The following is a 21,270-nucleotide window of genomic DNA, read 5'->3' on the forward strand; positions in this document are numbered from 1 at the left end:
TTGACCGAACGACTGCTTAGATATTTCCGCGATAAACAACAAGACATCCAATCAGAAAAAACGTATGACACCCAATGCCCATTTTGCAGCATGCAGTGCAAAATGCAGCTCGTGGAACAAACCATCGTCACACGGAAAAAGTACACAGCGATTGGGATTGACAATCCTACGACACAGGGCCGTCTCTGCATGAAGGGCATGAATGCTCACCAGCATGCGTTGAACTCCTCTCGCATCACCCACCCGCTGCTAAAGAAAAACGGCGAATTTATGCCTGTTTCTTGGGAAGAAGCACTGAATTACATCAAAGAACAAGTGACAACGATCCAAACAGAACACGGCCATTGCGCCATGGCTGTATACGGAAGCGCCTCGATAACAAATGAAGAGGCGTATTTGTTGGGGAAATTCGCACGGGTGGGCTTACAGACAAAATACATTGACTACAACGGGAGGCTTTGTATGTCCGCCGCCGCAACCGCAGCCAATCAAACATTCGGCGCGGACAGAGGCCTAACGAACCCCTTGTCAGACATTCCCCACACCCGCGTGATCATTCTGGCCGGCACCAATATTGCGGAATGCCAGCCTACAATGATGCCGTATTTTGAAAAAGCGAAAGAAAACGGAGCTTACATCATTGCCATTGATCCGCGTGAAACAGCGACAACAAAAATCGCCGATCTTCATCTAAAAATCAAACCCGGCACAGACGCCGCCCTTGCCAACGGTCTCGTCAAAATCATCATTGACGAGCAGCTCATAAACGAGGATTTCATTCAATCACGAACAAATGGATTCAAAGAGCTGAAGCAGCATACTGACTCGTTAAACCTGAATGACATCGCCGAACAGACGAGTGTTCCGCTGGCGCATATAAGAAAAGCTGCTGTAAAGTTTGCAAAGGAAACGTCCGGCATGCTGTTTACAGCCCGCGGGATTGAACAGCAAACCGATGGAACAGCGGCTGTGAAAGGCTTCTTAAACATGGTGCTGATCACAGGGAAAATCGGCAAGCCTTACTCAGGTTACGGAGCGATCACCGGACAAGGCAACGGGCAAGGTGCAAGAGAGCATGGCCAGAAAGCCGATCAGCTTCCGGGCTACCGATCTATTGAAAACGAGCAACACCGGGCACATATTGCGAAAGTGTGGGGAATTCATCAGGATGATCTGCCGCGAAAAGGTGTCTCAGCCTATGAAATGATGGAAAAAATCCATGACGGCGACATTAAAGGACTGTTCCTCATGTGCTCCAATCCTGCTGTCTCCAGCCCAAATGCGCATCTCGTGAAAAAAGCCCTAAGAAAACTAACATTCTTTGTCGCAATCGATTTGTTTATTTCAGAGACTGCGGAATACGCAGATGTGATTTTGCCAGCCTCCTCTTATTTAGAAGATGAGGGCACCATGACAAATGTAGAAGGACGCGTGACATTAAGAGAAGCAAGCCGGCCATGTCCCGGCGAAGCAAAGCATGATTGGCAGATCATTTGTGATCTCGCATCCGTTCTCGGCAAAGGCCGCTACTTTTCTTATACGTCAGCGGAGGATATTTTTAATGAATTAAGAGAAGCGAGCCGAGGAGGGATCGCCGATTATTCAGGCATCACATATGAGAGGCTAAGACGTGAAGGCGGCATTCACTGGCCATGTCCAGAACCTGATCATCCCGGAACCGGGCGCTTGTTTGCAGAATCATTTGCTCATCCGGAGCAAAAAGCAGCATTAAGTGTAATTCCAAATGAACCGCCTGTTCCAAAAGAGAAGCCGACAGCCGATTATCCGCTTTATTTAACGACAGGCCGCGTCATGTCTCACTACTTAACAGGCGTTCAAACAAGAAAAAGCGCCGCCCTTGCCGCAAGACATTTTGAATCGTTTATGGAAATCCATCCGCAAACAGCAGCGACCTACAATATCGAGGACCGTGTACTGGTAAAAATAGAATCTCCGCGGGGAAGCATCACCGTCCGCAGCAAATTATCAGAACAAATCAGAAAGGATACCGTTTTTGTTCCCATTCATTGGGCAGACGCTCAAAATGTGAATGATTTAATCGGGGAGGCCTTAGATCCAGCCTGTAAAATGCCCGGTTTTAAGGTATGCGCCGTCCGAATCAGACCTATTTAAATTTTTCATAAAATTTTTAGAACTTTTCGTATATTTTGTTACATTTTATAACATGTATCTTAAATATTCCTTTTTGCTGTGCTACGCTGGAAAAAACATTGATAAGGAGCGGATCATCTGATGGGAAAAAAACAGCTAGTTCTTGTTGGTAATGGAATGGCCGGGGTAAGGGCCATTGAAGAGATACTGAGTGTTGCTAAAGACGAGTTTCAGATCACAATTTTTGGTGCCGAACCGCATCCCAACTATAATCGAATCCTTTTGTCAAAAGTGCTTCAAGGCGATACAGATATTAAAGATATTACGTTAAACGATTGGGACTGGTACGAAGAAAACAACATTCAATTGTATACAAATGAAACGGTCATCAAAGTAGATACGGAAAACAAAAAAGTCATCACAGACGCAGACAGAATCCAGCCTTACGACGAATTGATTCTGGCGACAGGCTCTGTCCCTTTTATCCTTCCGATTCCGGGCGCAGACAAAAAAGGCGTCACAGCTTTCCGGGATATAAAAGATACAGACACAATGCTCGCCGCGTCAAAACAATATAAAAAAGCAGCCGTCATCGGCGGAGGACTTCTTGGTTTGGAAGCCGCTCGCGGACTGCTGAATCTCGGCATGGAAGTATCCGTCATCCACCTCGCCCCATTCCTGATGGAGCGCCAGCTTGATGCAACGGCAGGACGCCTGCTGCAAAACGAGTTAGAAAAACAAGGGATGACCTTTTTACTTGAAAAGCAAACCGAAGAAATTGTTGGTGACGATCGTGTCGAAGGCCTCCGTTTCAAGGATGGCACAAGCATTGAAGCTGATTTGGTCGTCATGGCTGTCGGCATCCGCCCAAATACAACGCTCGGGGCCGAGAGCGGCATTCCGGTCAACCGCGGCATCATCGTCAACGATTATATGCAGACGGAAATCCCGCACATTTATGCGGTCGGCGAATGTGCTGAGCACCGCGGAATCGCCTACGGGCTTGTGGCGCCACTTTATGAACAGGCAAAAGTGCTGGCGAAGCATATTTGCGGCATCGACACAAAACCGTATGAAGGTTCCGTTCTCTCCACACAGTTAAAGGTATCAGGCGTCGAAGTCTTCTCTGCCGGTGACTTTAACGAATCAGAGGAGAAAAAAGCGATTAAAGTCTTTGATGAGCAGGAAGGCATCTATAAAAAAATCGTCCTGAGAGGCAATCAAATTGTCGGTGCTGTTTTATTCGGCGACAGCAGCGAGGGCAACCGCCTGTTTTCTATGATTCAAAAAGAAGCCGATATCTCTGAAACCTCAAAAATATCAATCTTACAGCCTCTCGACCAAGAAGCAGGCACAAGCATTACCGCAGCGATGAGCGACGATGAAATCATCTGCGGCTGCAACGGCGTGTCAAAAGGTGCGATTATTCAAGCCATACAGGAAAAGGGCTGCTCGTCAACGGACGAGATCAAAGCATGCACTGGCGCATCCCGTTCATGCGGAGGCTGTAAGCCGCTCGTAGAAGAAATCCTCCAGCATACGCTCGGATCAGACTTTGATGCGTCAGCGCAAAAAGAAGCCATTTGCGGCTGCACCACATTGTCTAGAGATGAGGTCGTAGAAGAAATCAAAGCCAAAGGGCTGTCACATACAAGAGAAGTCATGAATGTGCTCGGCTGGAAAACGCCAGAAGGCTGTTCCAAATGCCGTCCGGCTCTGAACTACTACTTAGGCATGATCAATCCAACCAAATACGAGGATGAACGGACATCCCGCTTTGTTAATGAACGAATGCACGCCAATATTCAAAAAGACGGAACATACTCAGTCGTTCCCCGGATGTACGGCGGCGTGACCAACTCTACAGATTTGCGCAAAATCGCTGATGTCGTCGACAAATATGAGATCCCGCTCGTGAAAATGACAGGCGGCCAGCGAATTGATCTTATCGGAGTGAAAAAAGAAGACCTTCCGAAGGTATGGGAAGATCTTGATATGCCATCAGGCTACGCGTACGGAAAGACACTTCGGACAGTAAAAACATGCGTAGGCGAGCAATTCTGCCGCTTCGGCACACAAGACTCCATGGCACTGGGCATTGCACTTGAGAAAAAATTCGAAGGGCTGAATACGCCTCATAAAGTCAAAATGGCCGTGTCTGCCTGCCCGCGAAACTGTGCGGAATCCGGCATTAAGGACCTTGGCGTAGTCGGCATCGACGGAGGCTGGGAGCTTTATGTCGGCGGAAACGGCGGAACCCATTTGCGTGCCGGCGATTTGCTGATGAAGGTAAAAACAAATGAAGAAGTGTTAGAATACGCAGGCGCTTACCTGCAATATTACCGGGAAACTGCAAACTATCTGGAGCGTACATCCGCATGGCTTGAGCGCGTCGGTTTATCCCATGTCCAGTCCGTGTTAAACGATCCGGCAAAACGGCAGGAGCTGAACGACAGAATGAATGAAACACTCTCTGTCCACAAGGATCCGTGGAAAGACTTTTTAGAGGATAAACAAACCTCTAAAGAATTATTTGAAAATGTCGTCACCACATCATAATGACAAAAACAAACATTAAGGAGGAATGGACATGGTAAACAAAGACGTAACAAAAGTATGTATCGGAAAAATTGGAGAATTGCCTGAACAATTAGGCAAAACAGTGTATATTGAAGATAAGGAGCTTGCAGTCTTCAAGCTTTCAAACGGAAGCATCCGCGCCATCGAAAACCGCTGTCCGCATAAGGGCGGCGTTCTGGCAGAAGGCATCGTCAGCGGCGAATATGTTTTTTGCCCGATGCACGACTGGAAAATCTCCTTAGAAGACGGAATCGTTCAAGAACCTGACCACGGATGCGTCAAAACATACGAAACGCTGATCGAAGGAGAGCATGTTTATCTCGTATATTGATCAAAAGACCGGATCACTTTTCTAGTGGTCCTTCATTTTTTACAGTGACGGAAGGATGACATGATCATGAAGAACGGAATCGTATATTTCGTGGGAGCCGGACCCGGCGACCCAGGCCTGCTCACCATCAAAGGAAAACAGGCGCTCGAAGAAGCAGATGTCATTTTATATGACCGGCTCGCCAACCCGAGGCTGCTCGAATTTGCATCACCGGACTGCCAGTTTATTTATTGCGGAAAACTGCCAGACCGCCATTTTATGAAACAAAAAGAAATTAACGCCCTGCTGGTTGAAAAAGCATTAAATGGGTCAACCGTCGTTCGCTTGAAGGGCGGAGATCCGAGCGTATTCGGCAGAGTCGGCGAGGAAGCGGATGCTCTTCATGAGCACGGCATTCGCTATGAAATGGTGCCGGGAATCACCTCTGGAATCGCAGCGCCGCTATATGCGGGCATCCCCGTCACGCATCGGGATTTCGCATCGTCTTTTGCCATGATTACAGCGCATGATAAATCATTAAAAGGCACGCCGAACCTTGACTGGGAAGGGCTTGCCCGAAGCGTTCAAACCCTTGTTTTTTACATGGGTGTCAAGAACTTGTCTTATATTTGCCAGCAGCTCATTTCATACGGAAAATCGCCTTCTGTCCCTGTCATTGTCATCCAATGGGGAACTTGGGGCCGCCAGCGAAGTGTGAAAGGAACGCTTGAGAACATTCAGCAAAAAGTGCAGGAGCACCAGATAACAAACCCTGCGATTATCGTCATCGGAGATATCGTTAATTTTCAAACACACAGCTGGTTTGAAAGCAAACCGCTTATCGGCCGGCATATGATGATAGTCACTCATGGCGAGGATGAAGACCCGCTTGCAGACAGGCTGCGTGATTCCGGCGCCGATGTCATCGAATGGCCCAAGTGGCGGACTGAAAATATGCCCGTCAATGAAGACATTCTTCGAAAGATCGGCAGCTTTGAAGACATACTTTTCACATCGCGCCGTGCGGTTTGTGAATTTTTCAAAGCACTGGCTTCTAAGAAAATCGACATCCGCCAGCTGACAGCCCGACTGAGTGCAGCAACTGAGCAAGCAAAGGCGGAGCTTGAAAAACGGGGTTTTCTTGTCACCGCCATTCAGCCTGATTCAGAAAAACGCCTTGTTGTCGGGAGCCGCCCTGCAGTGGAAAATGTCCAGACGCATGAGTCCAGTTCGTTTTATATCACTCATGAAAACGTCATAGACGACCGGTTCACCCACATGATTCAGCGTACCATCAGTGAATCCCCGTTGCACATGGTCATTTGCCCGAACAAGCTGTCCGTTCAGCAATTGATCAATGGTGGCGAACAAATTGGCATTTCGCCGGAATTGTCAGCAAGCTGCCCCCCTATCGTCTGCATAGGCGATGATTCGGCTGCCGGCGCTTATGGATTCGCAGCCGTCAAAGCACAGGATGAATTGTTTGCTTTCATCCACAATCAACAAGCGGAAAAAAAACTCCTTCACAGCTGATGGATGGCAGCCCTTTTTTCAAGGGCTGTTTTATTTATGCACCAATTTTTTATGATGGGTTGAATACATCGCCATATTCTCAGCCTTAGGGTCCAAATAAGCCTTAGCGCTGTTGACCGCTGTCGGGCCTTCGGTAAAGCCGCCGGCAATCAATCTCAGCTTGCTTTCATAAAAAGCCGCGTCCCCTGCCACAAAAACGCCCGGAAGATTCGTCCGCATATGTCTGTCTGCTTTCACCCTGCCTTCTTCAATCTCCAGCCCCCACTCCTTCATTGGCCCGAGATCAATTTTGAAGCCATGATTAATGATCAGTTCATCAACCTCTATCTCTTCCCTCTGGCCAGTCTCCGTATGGCAAATCGTCACTTTTTGGATGCGCTCCTCATTGCCGCTCAGCTGCTCCAGACGATAAGGCGTCAGCACTCGCACCGATGATTGCTTCATTTTCGTCACACTGCTTTCCATTCCTCCGAATTCCTCGCGGCGATGAACGACAGTCACAGACGCCGCAATCGGTTCCAGCTCATTGGCCCAATCGACGGCAGTATCCCCGCCGCCTGAAATCACCACGCGCTTCCCTTTAAACGCATCAAGCTTCTCCACTCCATAATGAAGATTTTTGCCCGCGTACCGAGTTGCATCCTCGCTGTCAAACTCATTGACCTCAAGCGTGCCCATGCCGCAAGCCAAAATCGCAGTTCTTGTATAGTGCTTTTCCCCTTCAGAACCTGTCAATACAATGGTGCCGTCATTCAGGCGTTCAAACCCGGTCACACGCTGATTCAATACGATATCAGGATCAAACGTTGCCGCCTGCTCCTTCAGCTGCTCGATCAGCTGCTTTCCCGCAATCCCCGGTATGCCGCCGATATCGCGAATGATTTTCTCAGGAAAGAATAAAGACACTTTCCCTCCGAGCTTCGGCAAAAATTCGATTACCTTTGTTTTCAGCTCCCGCATCCCGCAGTAAAAAGCAGTAAACAGCCCAATCGGCCCCCCGCCTATAATCGTAACGTCATATACCTCTTGATTCTCAGCCATCCGTCCTGCCTCCCGTTCACATCTATATCAACAACTTTAATTGAGAATGAATATCAATACAAAGTATATCATATTTCAAGGGCCTTTGTTTATTCATTTCTTCTCCTTGTGGTCAATTGTTGAAAACTCTATAATAGGCAAAAAACAATTGGGTGAAACAAATGAAAAGACGAGTCGAAACAATCACTATCGAAGGCCATACACTAGAATATTCTGTGACAGGCAAGGGCACCCCAATCCTTGTCATGCATGGCGGGCATTCAAATTGTTACGAGGAATTCGGGTACACAGCACTGATTGAGCAGGGGTATTCCATCATTACGCCTTCAAGGCCCGGCTACGGACGAACGTCAAAAGAGATTGGAAAAAGCCTTGCTGATGCCTGCCGTTTTTATGTGAATATATTAGATCATTTACAACTCGAACGCGTCCATGTGATCGCCATCTCAGCAGGAGGGCCGAGCGGCATATGCTTTGCCTCACATTATCCGGAAAGAGTAAATACATTGACCTTGCAATCCGCGGTCACCAAAGAATGGCTCACCCCAAAAGATACTGAATATAAATTGGGGAGGATTCTCTTCCGTCCGCCGCTGGAAAAGTGGATATGGAAGCTGATTTCTTCTTTGAATAACGCCTTTCCGCGTTTGATGTTTCGTGCTATGAGCCCGCAATTCAGCACGCTTCCGTTTCAGCGAATCAAGTCCTTGATGGATGAAAGCGACATAGAAGCTTTTCAAAAAATGAACAGCCGGCAGCGCTCGGGTGAAGGATTTCTTCTTGACTTGTCACAAACAACCGCTGTCTCTTCGAAAGAACTGCAGGCTATCTCATGTCCCGTGCTGATTATGCAAAGTGTTTATGATGGATTTGTCAACTTGTCACATGGACATCATGCAAAAGAGCACATTCATGACGCCGCCCTCTGTTTGCTTCACTCATGGGGGCACCTGATTTGGCTCGGAAAAGAAGCTGCTGAAACAGACAGTATCCTACTCGGCTTTTTAGAATCCTCACCAAAGTGAAACGATCCTTTCTCCTCCTCCGTCAAACAAGCAGTGCCTTTTTTTCTGGTATCATAAGAGAAGCAGCTTAACATGAGCGGAGGTTTTATTGTGACAGCACAATCATCTTTTCTTCAGCTGAATTCTATTTTTATCAGCATTTTAATAGAAGCCATTCCGTTTATTCTGATTGGCGTCATACTTTCCGGAATCATTCAAATGTTTGTTTCTGAAGAAATGATTGCAAGAATCATGCCGAAAAACCGCTTTCTCGCCGTTTTATTCGGTGCGCTGGCCGGCATTTTATTTCCCGCCTGCGAATGCGGCATCATCCCGATTACGAGGCGGCTTCTATTAAAGGGAGTCCCTTTGCATGCGGGCGTAGCTTTCATGCTGACCGCGCCTATCATTAATCCTATCGTTTTATTTTCTACTTTTATTGCGTTCGGAAATAGATGGAGCGTGGTCTTTTACAGAGGCGGACTGGCTCTCGCCGTTTCGCTGATCATCGGGGTCATCTTATCCTATCAATTTAAGGATAACCAGCTTTTAAAGCCTGACGAACCCGGGCACCATCATCATCACGGCACCTTGCTCCAAAAGCTGGGCGGGACCTTGCGTCATGCCATTGATGAATTTTTCTCCGTGGGGAAATATTTAATCATCGGCGCCTTTATCGCAGCAGCCATGCAGACGTATGTCAAAACATCCACTTTGCTTGCGATCGGGCAGAATGATGTATCCTCTTCCCTCGTGATGATGGGTCTGGCATTTGTCTTGTCGCTTTGTTCAGAAGTTGATGCATTCATCGCGTCTTCCTTCAGCAGCACATTTTCATTAGGATCGTTAATCGCCTTTCTCGTCTTTGGGGCAATGGTGGATATTAAGAATCTATTGATGATGCTTGCGGCCTTCAAAAAACGATTTGTTTTCCTGCTGATTACATACATTGTCGTGATTGTTTTAGCAGGATCACTACTGGTAAAGGGGTGATTGGGTGTTTCGTCTATTGGTGCTGATGGGATTTACGTTTTTCTTTTATCATCTGCATGCCTCAGGAAATCTAACAAAATATATCAATATGAAATATGCCTATCTTTCCTTTATTGCGATCTTCCTGCTTGCCATTCTGACCGCCGTCCAAGCATATCTATTTATCAAGTCGCCTGAAAAAGGCGGGCATCACCATGACCATGATTGCGGGTGCGGCCATGATCACGAGCATGACCATGAGCAAAACAAACCATTTTATCAGCGGTATTTGATTTATATCGTTTTTCTTTTTCCTTTGGTGTCAGGCATTTTCTTCCCGATTGCAACGCTTGACTCATCGATTGTCAAAACAAAAGGGTTCTCGTTTAAGGCAATGGAGAGCGGAGATCATTACTCCCAAACACAGTATTTGCGGCCTGATGCCAGCCTTTATTACGCGCAAGACAGCTATGACAAACAGATGAAACAGCTGTTTAATAAGTATTCCAGCAAAAAAGAGATTTCTCTGACCGATGATGATTTCCTAAAAGGAATGGAAACCATCTATAACTATCCGGGTGAATTTCTCGGACGGACGATTGAATTTCATGGATTTGCGTACAAAGGAAACGCCATTAACAAAAATCAGCTGTTCGTGTTGAGGTTTGGCGTCATTCACTGTATCGCTGATTCCGGCGTGTACGGGATGCTTGTGGAGTTTCCGAAGGACATGAACATCAAGGATGATGAATGGATTCAGATTAAAGGCACTTTGGCCTCAGAATATTACCAGCCATTCAAATCAACTCTCCCTGTTGTGAAAGTAACCGATTGGAACACCATTAAAAAGCCTGATGATCCGTACGTTTACAGAGGATTTTAAATGAAGACGAAACCAGTACAAGTACTGGTTTCTTTTTTATTTCTTTTTCATCAGCATCAAATCGAGATAGAGCTGGCACCGCGTTCTGAAATCGCTTAAATCGATCGACGTCATCTCAGTAATCTGTTTGATGCGGTAATTCAATGTATTTTGGTGAATAAAGAGCTGGTCTGCCGCTGGTTTTGTTTTGCAGTTGTTGAGGAGATAGATTTCCAAGGTTTTGAGCAGCTCAGTGCTGCTTTCTTCGTCTTTCGCTTTTAATAAAGCCAAATCCTTATTCTCGTATTCTAGAAATTCGTTTTTTTGTTCAATGCTTTCTAAATAGCGATAAATGCCGAGTTTGGCATATTCATATGGAATGTTTTCCTGATTGCCGGTGATTTCTGCGGCTTTGATGACTTCGAGTGCTTCTGTGTAGCTCTTGCCAAGCTTGAGAAGGTGATTATATTCGTTTCCGATACCGATATAAATAGGGGTAGGTATTTTTTGAAAGTGAAAATGTGTTAACAGCTTGTTAATAAATTCAGAAGCTGCTGAGGAGACGGAGCTTTTTTGGGAAAAACTCGCTACGACGATGACAATATTTGATTCGATCGTTAAGACATGACTGACTTTATCCCGTAAATTCAGGTACGACCTGATATTTTCCTTTAAATCCTCAACCGCTTCCCCATCCCCATTTGCGGCGTGCAGGATAACAACTGAAAACATGGAAGGCAGCACGGTGTTGATCTTTTCAGCTTCCCTTCTGAGGTCCTTCTCAGAGGTGAATTGCTGATAGATCGCCCGTTTGATGAGATCCTCTGCTTTTTCTTCCTTTTCCTGTTTCAATTTGTTCGTTTTATAAATGATTTTCCCGACATGAAAAGAGGTCTCATACAAAAAGTCGAGCTCTTCTTCCGTCAGATTTTGGTCCAGCTCCTGAACCCAGATGTAGCCCATGACTTCCCCTTTGTGCTTTGCACTCACGACCACCCTCTGGTTTAACCCAATGCTTTCAATTTTATTGACGCGAAAAGGCTCAGGTTCTGTTTTCAGTCTTTCAATGATTCCGTCCTTCAAAAACCTCTCAAAAATCTGAACCGGACATTTTTTTGAGAAAATAGTCTGCTGGTTGGCAGAGTCAAAATGGTTAATATAGTAAGAATTATAGGCTAACAAAAAGAAATCCGCGCTTTCCAGGATGACTGGTTTTTGCAGTTCATAACTGATAAAATCAATCAGCTTATCAACATCTGAAAATGAAAAAACTCTCTCTAAAAGCTCTTCCATACCTTTTTCTCCTATACTTTTTTTACTTTAATCATATCCATACGGGGGCTTTTTGTATAGAAAAAAATACGTTTGTTTCCAAAAGAAAAAAATGGCCGCTTAAAAGGAGAAAAGAGGAAAAAGGGATAGCCCCTTCCTCCTCCTTTCGATTTTTATTGTGACATTGTATCTTGGTAGTCTTTAAACTGGTCTTCGACAGCTTGTGACGGAGCTTGCGTCAATACACTGACGATAAAGACAGTTAATAGACTCGCAGCAAAACCAGGTATGATTTCATACAGAAAGTCCGAAAGACCGGCATTCGCCCAAATGATTACAGTTGCTGCTCCCACAATCATGCCGGCGAGTGCCCCCCATTTGGTCATTCGTTTCCAAAACAGACTGAGCAGCACAACCGGCCCGAATGATGCACCGAAGCCCGCCCACGCATAGCTTACCAATCCAAGGATTGTATTATTTTTCTCCCAAGCCAGGAATAATGCGATGACAGAAATCACAAGCACAGCCATACGGCCCAAAAACACCAGCTCTTTATCAGAAGCTGAGCGTCTGAACATCGACTTATACAAATCTTCTACCAGAGAGCTTGATGTCACAAGCAGCTGGGAAGAAATTGTGCTCATAATTGCGGCCAAAATAGCTGAAATCAGAAAACCTGTGATAATCGGATGGAACAAAATATTCCCTAATTGAATAAAAATCGTCTCAGGATCCTTCAGTGTCATGCCATTCTGATGGTAATAAGCGATTCCGCCCAAACCGGTCAGCACAGCGCCGACTGCCGACAAAATCATCCAGCCCATTCCGATTCTGCGCGCTCTTTTGATCTCTTTTACGGACGTTATCGCCATAAAACGCACAATGATATGCGGCTGGCCAAAGTAGCCCAAACCCCAGGCAAACAAAGAAATAATGCCAAGGACGCTTGTTCCTTTGAAAATATTAAACATATCTGGATCAACAGAGCGGATTTCAGTAACTGTTTCACTTGCTCCTCCCGTATGGAAAAACGTAACGATCGGAACAAGGATGAGTGCGGCAAACATAATGATCCCCTGAACAAAATCTGTCCAGCTGACTGCCAAAAAGCCGCCAAACAGGGTATACGCCACAACAACACCAGTCACAACCCACAGGCCGGTGTGATAATCCATCCCCAAAATACTGTTGAATAAAACGCCGCCGGATACCATTCCAGACGAAACATAAAATGTGAAGAAAACTAAAATCACAATCCCTGAAAATAGTCTCAGCAGCTTCGAATGGTCTCCGAAGCGATTTTCAAGGAACCCGGGAATTGTGATGGAATTCCCCGCTTGTTCAGTATAAGTTCTCAGCCGAGGCGCAACATAGAGCCAGTTCGCCCATGCCCCAAGGCAAAGTCCGAACACAATCCAAATACCGCTCAGACCTGTTGAAAACATGGCGCCCGGGAGACCCATCAGCAGCCAGCCGCTCATATCGGCAGCACCGGCACTGAGAGCGGTTACGGCCGGACCCAAAGAGCGTCCTCCAAGCATGTAATCCGTCAGATTCGACGTGCGCTTGTAAGCAAAGTAGCCGATCAGCATCATCCCCGCCATATAAATACAAATCGAAATAATCAGCTGTATGTTTTCTATGGCACTTCCTCCTCTTTTTTATGGTATATGGATGAAATGGACATCCCCGCAGGGAGGATGCCCATTTAGTCCCGCTTTAGAACATTTCACTGATTGTTTTTGCTTGCATATGCAGTGCCAAGTAATCCGGTCCGCCTGCTTTTGAATCCGTTCCGGACATTTTGAAGCCGCCAAACGGATGGTAGCCGACGATAGCACCTGTACAGTTGCGGTTGAAGTATAGGTTTCCAACATGGAATTCCTGTTTCGCACGCTCGATGTGCTTGCGGTTGTTTGTAATCACCGCGCCTGTCAAACCATATTCAGTATTGTTTGCCACTTCTAAAGCTTCATCAAAGTCTGACACTTTACAAAATGCAACGACAGGTCCGAAAATTTCTTCCTGCATAAGTCTTGCTTTCGGATCAAGGTCAGCGAAGATCGTCGGTTTGATGAAGTATCCTTTCGAATCATCACCAGTGCCGCCGCTTACTAAACGCCCTTCCTGTTTTCCGATCTCAATATAGCTCATAATTTTATCATAAGAACCTTGGTCAATGACAGGTCCCATATAAACATCTGCACTGTCAGGTTTAGCAGTTACTTTTGATTCCGTAATTTCAATGACACGCTCTAATACTTGATCATACACTTTTTCATGGACAACTGCACGTGAACCTGCAGAACATTTTTGTCCGGCAAAGCCGAATGCAGATGTGAAAATCGATTGAGCCGCTAATTCAATGTCCGCATCCTCGTCGACAACAACCGTATCTTTACCGCCCATTTCAGCGATGACACGTTTTAAATGCTGCTGGCCCGGCTGAACCTTCGCCGCGCGTTCGAAAATTCTCGTGCCAACTTCTCTTGATCCTGTAAATGTGATAAGGCTTGTTTTCGGATGGTCAACAAGATAATCGCCTACTTCTGCTCCGCTTCCAGGAACAAAGTTGACTACGCCTTTTGGCAATCCGGACTCTTCAAGCACCTCAACAAATTTTGCTGCAATAACAGGTGTAGCACTCGCAGGTTTTAGAACCACTGTGTTTCCAGTAACGATCGGCGCCACTGTTGTTCCTGCCATGATCGCAAACAAGAAGTTCCACGGCGGAATAACAACTGTCACTCCAGTCGGCGTGTATACATATTGGTTTTTCTCGCCTTCACGGCTGTTGACCGGTTTGCCTTTTGCCAGTTCGATCATTTGGCGTGCATAATACTCCATGAAGTCAATCGCTTCAGCCGTATCTGCATCCGCCTCATTCCAAGGCTTTCCTGCTTCTTTTACAAGCAAAGCGGAAAATTCATGTTTTCTTCTGCGGACTTTGGCAGCAGCGCGGAACAGGACAGCCGCTCTCTCTTCAGGAGATGTGTATCTCCACTCTTCGAATGCTGTCGCAGCAGCTTGAATCGCTTGCTCAGCGTGCTCTTGAGAAGCTTTTGACACTCGGCCGACGACTTCTTCTTTATCAGCCGGGTTGATTGAAACGATTTTCGCTTCTGTTTCTACCCTCTCGCCGTTAATGACAAGCGGATAGTCTTTTCCTAAATATTCGCTTACTGTCGCAAGCGCTTTTTTAAACGCTTCCACGTTGTTTTGGTCTTGGAAATTTGTGAATGGCTCGTGTTTGTAAGGTGTTGTCATGATAATCTCTCCTTTTTTACTTCTTTGTCATTCCTTTGAAAGCGAAGGCAATGTTTGACGGACGTTCTGCAAGGCGTCTCATAAAGTAGCCGTACCAATCCTCGCCGTATGGCAGGTAGACTCTCATGTTATAACCTTCTTTTACGAGGCTGAGCTGGGTTTGCGACCGCATGCCGTACAGCATCTGAAATTCAAACTTGTCATTGGCAATGCCATGTTCCTTGGCAAGCTGCTTTGTAAAGTCGATCATTTTGTCGTCATGTGTGGCAATCGCTGTATAGTGACCGTTTAAGAGCTGCTTTCGGATGATTTTTTTGTAATTTTCATCGACGTCGCTTTTCTCCGGGTAAGCTACTTTTTCTGATTCTTTATAAGCTCCTTTTACAAGGCGAAGGAACGGGTTTAAAGAATCTAAATCGTCAATGTCTTTTTCCGTCCGGTACAGATAGGCTTGCAGCACTGTGCTTACATACTCGTATTTCCTTCTGAAATCTTTGAAAATATCAAGCGTTTTCTGGCATCTGACTTCATCTTCCATGTCGATGGTGACCATGATTTTATGCTTCTCAGCCGTCTGAAGGATTTTCGTCATATTTTCATACACCAGATCCATATCTATATCCAGACCTAAAGACGTCATTTTTAAAGAAACGTGTGAGTTCAGCTCCTGATCCGCAATGGTCGCAATGGTTTGAATGCACTCTTCCGTACGCTCCCGTGCGACCTCGGCGCTGTTCACAAACTCTCCTAAATGATCGACAGTAACTGACAAACCTTGGCTGTTAAGCTGTCGAATGGTCGGGATTGAACTGTTAAAGTCATTCCCGCCGATAATTTTACCCGCTGCTACTCTGCTTCCCCAGTTCTTTGCCATTTTATTGAGAAAGCCGCTTTTGGATAAAAATAAGAAAAAATCTCTTGTGATCACTTCCAACCTCAACACCCCGCAATCTAAGAAGTATTTGTATGAGTTTATTGTAAATGGACAAAACCGACGTTCACAATATTCTCAAAATACAAAGATTCTGATTATTTTTGTGGTTTTTCCACAATCAGATAGTTAGAAAGTCGGGGAATTCTGTCGAATAAAGGAGAAAAGGAAGCGACAAAAAACATCAGCTTCCTCCATCCTTCCACACTTCTTCAACCGTATTCAAAAGCAAACGGTTCAATTCAGGTGTCATATCTTTTTTCTCTGCCTTCAGTTCTTTTGCCGCTTCCATGATTCTTTCGATTTCCGTTTCAATGAATTGGTGAATAACATCGATTCTTGCTTCGAGGTCAAGTTCTTCACCTCTTTTTTTCCGTTCAAGCAAGGTCTCCATTTCAGCCTTCAGCTCGGGTTCAGCAACAAGTTCATTCATCAAAACAGTAAAGTCCATTGGCGGAATGGTTCCGTGCTTTTCAATCCATTGGCAGGCCAAGATAGGCCGAAGCACGTAGAAATACTTTTTGATTTTGACCTCTTGTCCTTGAAGGTAATCTTTGACGTTCCTTCTCGCCATATTGATATAGTGATACACGCTTGCTTCAGGCTTAAATGCCTCCGTGCGCAGTTTTCTTAACTGCTCTGCGGTCGTAAATGCTTCGTAATATACAATGTCTGAGGACAGCCATTCGAGGAGCGGCGGGTTTGACTTTTTGAAAAGCCGAAGCGTCTTTCTCAGCTCCCAGCCGCTGATATCCAGCAAATCGTGAATCGGTTCCTCAATGACATCACGCTCCTGCTCAATTGAAAAATACCACTCCTTTTTCGGCACATAAATAAAGCGGACATCGTAATCACTATCCTGCGACGGGAATCCCCATGCGCGGCTTCCTGACTCGACGGCATACACGATTTTGACCCCGTATGACTGCTCGATTCGTTTTAATTCATCAATGATTCTTTGTTTCATATCTATTCGTCTCCAGTCTGTTCTCATTCCGGCAGTTTGCAGAAAAAAAACGCCGGAAAATATTTGGCGGCTTTTCACATTTATCAGCCTTTAAGATGCTGCTTAAAGAAAGCGAGTTTTTCCGTTTGAAAAGCAGGGATATACTCATGTCCGAAGTAACGGTACACCTTCAGCTCTTTCTCTGTTTCCAAATGATTGTAGGCGGCAAATACGGTGGACGGCGGCGTGACCTTGTCAATCAGACCGATTGACATCAGGACAGGCACCTTCACTCGGTCAGCAAGATTCATAATATCGAAATATGAAAGTGTCTTCATCGCCTGCAGTTCTGTTTCCGGGCTGCCATTTCTTCTAAAGAAGGAATTGATTTCAAGGTACGGCTGTTCAAGCGCCACATCAATGGCCCGTTCGAAGTTGCTTAAATAAGGATAATCGGCAACGGCGGCTTTTGGAATGTCTGACAGAGCTGCGGCGGCAATAGTTAATCCTCCGCCTTGGCTTCCGCCTGTCACACCGATCCTTGTTTCGTCAACCTCGTCAAAGCTGCTGATCACTTCAAGCGCGCGGACGGCGTCCAAATAAACACCGCGGTAATAGTATGTATCTTTATCAAGAATGCCTTTGGTCATCCAGCCCAAAGCGTGACCGTGCGGTGAAATACTCGTATCCTCACTGCTCTGCTGGCCGCGGACGAGCATGCCGAATGCGGCGTAGCCATGAAGTGCCCAGTTTACCATTTCATGAATTTCACCGTCATAGCTTGCATTGTAGCCATGATATTTCACGATCGCCGGATGCGGGCCTTCCTTGTCAGGCACCGCGTACCATCCAGAAATGCGGGCGTTTCCGAAACTTTTATATGTGAGACGGTACACTTTTACTCCGTCAGCAGGATAGTCAACCAGCTGTAAATCAGGTTCTGCTTGGACTTTTGCAAGTTCATCCAAAGACAATTTCCAAAACTCAGAAAAATCTTTTGATGCTGTTTTTTCAGGCTTATATGTTCGCAATTGGTCGAGCGGCAGATCGAATAGTTGCATTTCCGATTATTCCCCTTTGTTTTATAAGATTTAGTTTGTATTCCTATACTATCATGTTTCGGATTTGTTTTCTAAATATTTTCATCTTTGTTTCCCAGACAGCTTTCATCAAACGTTTGTTTAAGGCCTTCCCGGCTCAGTTCCATAAAGGCCCGGGCTGTCAGACTGACATAGCGGTTCTTTAGAAAGACAAAGACGAGGGTTCGTGATGGCGCGGATTGAATCGATAAATAGATCACACCCGGATCTTTATCCCTTCTGACCATATTCGGCGCCATTGTCACACCTAATCCGTTAGCCACAAGGGATTGGGCCGTTTCAATATGGCTCGTCTTAAAGGCAGCATTCGGCTTAAAGCCGCTTTCCGCACAGAGATCGAGAACTGTTCTGCGAAAGCCGAAGCCTTCTTTTAACAGAATAAACGGCACCTGCCTGACCATGTCAAGCGGCACGCACGGCTGGCGGCCCTCTTTACCTTCCAGCGCTTTCTCAATCAGCGCGATCATTTCCGGCGGCATCCATCTTTGCTTTTCCTTCGGCACTGCGAGAACAATCGGTTCCGTGAGCAAGGGTGTAATGGAGAGCCGTTCATCTTCGATCGGCAAGGATAAAACAGAAAGGTCAACCTCTCCCTTTGCCGTCATTTCCTCTAATGAAACCGGATCTTTTTCAACAAGCTGAACCTCCACATGGGGATAGCGCGCCAAAAACTGCTTCAGCAGCGGCGGAAAGAGATATCTCCCTGTTACAGCAGGAATTCCAATCGAAAGCTTTTGCCCCAGTCCTTGCGAGCGCTCCTGCATCTCCCGGAGCAAGTCATTTCTGGAACGAATGATGTCCTCGGCTTTTTCAATGAAACGCCTGCCGTGGGGTGTCATTGTAACAGAGCCGTGGGATCTGTGAAAAAGAGTAAGGCCCAGCTCTGCCTCAAGCTTTTTGATTTGCTGGCTGAGAGACGGCTGAGCGATATGAAGATGCTCCGCCGCTTTTGTAAAGCTTTGGTGCCGGGCGATTTCCGCTGCGTATTCCATTACTCTAATATCCATTTCAGCCTCCATAGGTTGAACCTATCGTTTTTATCATTTTTATATCTTGGACGAATCATAACAGAAATTGCTAACATAATCCATATCATCATCAAACAAAAGAAGGAGCTGGTTCAAATGACAAATGAAACACCGTTTTCTACAAATGCCGAGATGTATCGGGATGAGAAGGTATTTGCCGAGGGGGAAGATTTGGGGCTGATGATCAAAACGGCGGAATGCCGGGCAGAGCATCGGGTGCTGGATATCGGAGCGGGTGCCGGACATACGGCGCTGGCATTTTCTCCTTATGTACAGGAGTGCATCGGTATTGATGCGACGAAAGAGATGGTAGAGGTTGCGTCCTCCTTCGCGCAAGAAAAAGGAGCTGAAAACGTACGCTTTCAACAAGGAACGGCAGAGTTACTTCCCTTCCCTGACGATTCATTTGATATCATCACCTGCCGATACGCAGCCCACCATTTTTCAAATGTCCGCAAAGCCGTCAGCGAGGTTGCGCGCGTATTGAAACAGGACGGACGTTTTCTTTTAGTGGATCACTACGCGCCTGAAGATCCCATTCTTGATGAGTTTGTCAATCAGTTGAACCGGCTTCGAGACCCTTCCCATGTTCGAGAAAGCTCATTATCAGAATGGCAGGCGATGTTCAGCGCCAACCAACTGGCCTATCATGACATCCAAAAGTGGAATTTGCCGATTCAATATGATAGCTGGATCAAACGAGGCGGAACTTCCGCTGACCGGGAAAAACAAATCATTACCCACTTGAATCACGCATCAGACGAAGCACAAGACACATTCTGTATTACATTGAACCAAAACGGACAGCCCGACTCCTTTTGTTTAAAAGCGATTTTGATACAAGGGATAAAACGATAAAAAAAGCCGTGCGCTGCGCACGGCTTTTTACATCGGCTGATAAAGATCCCAGCCAATTTTTAATGTCTCTACAATGTAATCGGCAACCTCTTCCGGGGAAAGGTTGTCTGTTGCCACTTTTGAATTGTGCTTGTCATAAATGACTTTTCTCTCGTTAAACAGCTGTTCCATTTCATCCATTGAACGGTTATGCAGCACCGGGCGGCTTTCAATCAATAAATCCGCGCGCTGCTTCCAGTTCTCCCATGACAGGTCCAGATGGAGCACGAGACAGTTTTCCAGACAGCAATTTCTGATTTCCTCTTGTTTAAAAGACCCCCCGCCCAATGAAACGATTTTGAACCGTTTATGTTGGCAGATGTCTAAAATATATGCCTTCTCCGTTTTTCGGAAAAAGTCTTCTCCCTTTTCCTCAAACATTTCAGGGATTGACATGTTGAAATCCTTTTCGATCTCTTGGTCAATATCGATAAAATCTCTATATAATTTTTTAGCGACCAATTGGCCGATTGTTGTTTTTCCAACACCCATGAATCCGATCAGGACGATATTTCTTTCTCTTACTGGGATGGCTCGTTTAGCGTTCATCTTCGGCGAAATCCTCCTAAGGAATGAAATTTTATTTTCATTATATGCTTATTTAGCGAATATTTATATAGATGCCGGCTTGCCCGTCCTTTTCCGTTTCAAACGTTTTTGCCTGAATGACATTCATTGTACAACATTTCTGCAGATATTTTAATACTTCGACGCAAAAAAGCATTAAAACCTTCCGTGTTTTTCCAGCTGATTCTTCGATCGAAGGGTCTTTTTTTGTATGATAAATAAGAAGGGAGAAATGGCAATGATCATTTGGATAAACGGGGCATTCGGTTCCGGAAAAACACAAACAGCCTTCGAACTGCACAGAAGGCTAAAATCCTCTTATGTGTATGATCCTGAGAAAATGGGCTTTGCGCTGCGCTCCATGGTGCCGCAGGAGATTGCAGAGGACGATTTTCAAAGCTATCCCTTATGGCGGACGTTCAATTACCGTTTGCTAGCTTCTCTGACAGATACATACCGCGGCATCATTATTGTGCCTATGACGATTGTGCATCCTGAATACTTCAATGAGATCATCGACAGGCTCAGACATGAAGGCAGGATCGTTCACCACTTTACACTAATGGCTTCAAAGGAAACCTTGTTAAAACGGCTGCGTACCAGAGCAGAAGGAAAAAACTCATGGGCCGCCAAACAAATTGACCGCTGCGTTGAAGGATTATCATCACCCATTTTTGAGGGCCGCATTCAAACAGACAACCTGTCGATTCAGGATGTGGCAGAAACCATTGCCGCGAGAGCCGAGCTCCCATTAGATCCTGATACGAGAGGCAGTCTCCGAAGGTTCACCGACAGATTAAGGGTTAAACTGAATCATATCCGCATCAAATAAAGCGCCGGGACATGAC

Annotated in this window: 18 protein-coding genes; 9 read left to right on the forward strand and 9 right to left on the reverse strand. The window is 45.9% G+C overall.

Annotated features, from left to right (window positions below):
• The 4 genes from nasC (at window position 1) to cobA (ending at window position 6,535) form a co-directional block, all read left to right on the forward strand.
• On the forward strand, window positions 1–2,133 hold the full coding sequence (nasC, locus tag QA442_RS20695) for an assimilatory nitrate reductase catalytic subunit NasC (protein ID WP_279473389.1): 2,133 nt from the start codon (window positions 1–3) through the stop codon (window positions 2,131–2,133).
• A 120-nt stretch (window positions 2,134–2,253) separates the two neighbouring features.
• Window positions 2,254–4,671, forward strand: a complete 2,418-nt coding sequence (gene nasD, locus QA442_RS20700) for an NADPH-nitrite reductase (protein ID WP_095431226.1) — start codon at window positions 2,254–2,256, stop codon at window positions 4,669–4,671.
• 31 nt (window positions 4,672–4,702) lie between these two features.
• Complete coding sequence (nirD, locus tag QA442_RS20705; protein WP_014662717.1) at window positions 4,703–5,023, forward strand: nitrite reductase small subunit NirD; 321 nt, start codon at window positions 4,703–4,705, stop codon at window positions 5,021–5,023.
• A gap of 60 nt (window positions 5,024–5,083) precedes the next feature.
• On the forward strand, window positions 5,084–6,535 hold the full coding sequence (gene cobA / locus QA442_RS20710; RefSeq protein WP_095431225.1) for a uroporphyrinogen-III C-methyltransferase: 1,452 nt from the start codon (window positions 5,084–5,086) through the stop codon (window positions 6,533–6,535).
• Between the two features lie 30 nt (window positions 6,536–6,565).
• Here cobA and ffoR read toward each other — a convergent pair whose 3' ends face one another.
• Window positions 6,566–7,576 (reverse strand): ferredoxin--NADP(+) reductase, encoded by a 1,011-nt coding sequence (ffoR, locus tag QA442_RS20715; protein WP_095431224.1) that lies wholly within the window; start codon window positions 7,574–7,576, stop codon window positions 6,566–6,568.
• 161 nt (window positions 7,577–7,737) lie between these two features.
• On the opposite strand from ffoR, the gene QA442_RS20720 reads away from it, so the two are divergent.
• From QA442_RS20720 to QA442_RS20730, 3 genes are all read left to right on the forward strand, one after another.
• The gene (locus QA442_RS20720) at window positions 7,738–8,601 is read left to right on the forward strand and encodes an alpha/beta fold hydrolase (RefSeq protein WP_095431223.1); all 864 of its coding nucleotides are present in this window, start codon (window positions 7,738–7,740) and stop codon (window positions 8,599–8,601) included.
• Window positions 8,602–8,691: 90 nt separating this feature from the next.
• Window positions 8,692–9,573, forward strand: coding sequence for a permease (locus tag QA442_RS20725; RefSeq protein ID WP_095431248.1), 882 nt, complete (start codon window positions 8,692–8,694; stop codon window positions 9,571–9,573).
• Between the two features lie 4 nt (window positions 9,574–9,577).
• A complete protein-coding gene (locus QA442_RS20730; RefSeq protein WP_095431222.1) occupies window positions 9,578–10,435 on the forward strand; it encodes a TIGR03943 family putative permease subunit in 858 nt (285 codons plus the stop codon).
• A 36-nt stretch (window positions 10,436–10,471) separates the two neighbouring features.
• Here the strand turns inward: QA442_RS20730 and putR are convergent, their stop codons facing one another.
• The 7 genes from putR to QA442_RS20765 all read right to left on the reverse strand — a co-directional run bounded on the left by putR (window position 10,472) and on the right by QA442_RS20765 (window position 18,937).
• Window positions 10,472–11,707 (reverse strand): proline utilization transcriptional regulator PutR, encoded by a 1,236-nt coding sequence (gene putR, locus QA442_RS20735; protein ID WP_095431221.1) that lies wholly within the window; start codon window positions 11,705–11,707, stop codon window positions 10,472–10,474.
• 152 nt (window positions 11,708–11,859) lie between these two features.
• Window positions 11,860–13,281, reverse strand: a complete 1,422-nt coding sequence (gene putP / locus QA442_RS20740; RefSeq protein WP_231560788.1) for a sodium/proline symporter PutP — start codon at window positions 13,279–13,281, stop codon at window positions 11,860–11,862.
• Window positions 13,282–13,405: 124 nt separating this feature from the next.
• Window positions 13,406–14,953, reverse strand: a complete 1,548-nt coding sequence (gene pruA / locus QA442_RS20745; protein WP_040084225.1) for an L-glutamate gamma-semialdehyde dehydrogenase — start codon at window positions 14,951–14,953, stop codon at window positions 13,406–13,408.
• 16 nt (window positions 14,954–14,969) lie between these two features.
• Window positions 14,970–15,881, reverse strand: coding sequence for a proline dehydrogenase PutB (gene putB, locus QA442_RS20750; RefSeq protein WP_080478302.1), 912 nt, complete (start codon window positions 15,879–15,881; stop codon window positions 14,970–14,972).
• A gap of 187 nt (window positions 15,882–16,068) precedes the next feature.
• Complete coding sequence (locus QA442_RS20755) at window positions 16,069–16,851, reverse strand: nucleotidyltransferase domain-containing protein (protein WP_279473390.1); 783 nt, start codon at window positions 16,849–16,851, stop codon at window positions 16,069–16,071.
• An 83-nt stretch (window positions 16,852–16,934) separates the two neighbouring features.
• Window positions 16,935–17,891, reverse strand: a complete 957-nt coding sequence (cah, locus tag QA442_RS20760; protein WP_014662705.1) for a cephalosporin C deacetylase — start codon at window positions 17,889–17,891, stop codon at window positions 16,935–16,937.
• Window positions 17,892–17,962: 71 nt separating this feature from the next.
• On the reverse strand, window positions 17,963–18,937 hold the full coding sequence (locus tag QA442_RS20765) for a LysR family transcriptional regulator (protein ID WP_279473391.1): 975 nt from the start codon (window positions 18,935–18,937) through the stop codon (window positions 17,963–17,965).
• Window positions 18,938–19,054: 117 nt separating this feature from the next.
• Between QA442_RS20765 and QA442_RS20770 the strand changes: the two genes are divergently transcribed.
• Window positions 19,055–19,816 (forward strand): class I SAM-dependent methyltransferase, encoded by a 762-nt coding sequence (locus QA442_RS20770; protein WP_279473392.1) that lies wholly within the window; start codon window positions 19,055–19,057, stop codon window positions 19,814–19,816.
• A 27-nt stretch (window positions 19,817–19,843) separates the two neighbouring features.
• On the opposite strand, the gene QA442_RS20775 is transcribed toward QA442_RS20770, so the two are convergent.
• Window positions 19,844–20,404, reverse strand: a complete 561-nt coding sequence (locus tag QA442_RS20775) for a shikimate kinase (RefSeq protein ID WP_071581393.1) — start codon at window positions 20,402–20,404, stop codon at window positions 19,844–19,846.
• 256 nt (window positions 20,405–20,660) lie between these two features.
• On the opposite strand from QA442_RS20775, the gene tmrB reads away from it, so the two are divergent.
• Entirely contained in the window at window positions 20,661–21,254 is a 594-nt protein-coding gene (gene tmrB / locus QA442_RS20780; RefSeq protein WP_147772878.1) for a tunicamycin resistance ATP-binding TmrB, read from the forward strand.
• The last annotated feature ends 16 nt before the right edge of the window (window positions 21,255–21,270 follow it).

Origin of the sequence: Bacillus stercoris, assembly GCF_029772985.1 — a bacterium.
Classification (GTDB): domain Bacteria; phylum Bacillota; class Bacilli; order Bacillales; family Bacillaceae; genus Bacillus; species Bacillus stercoris.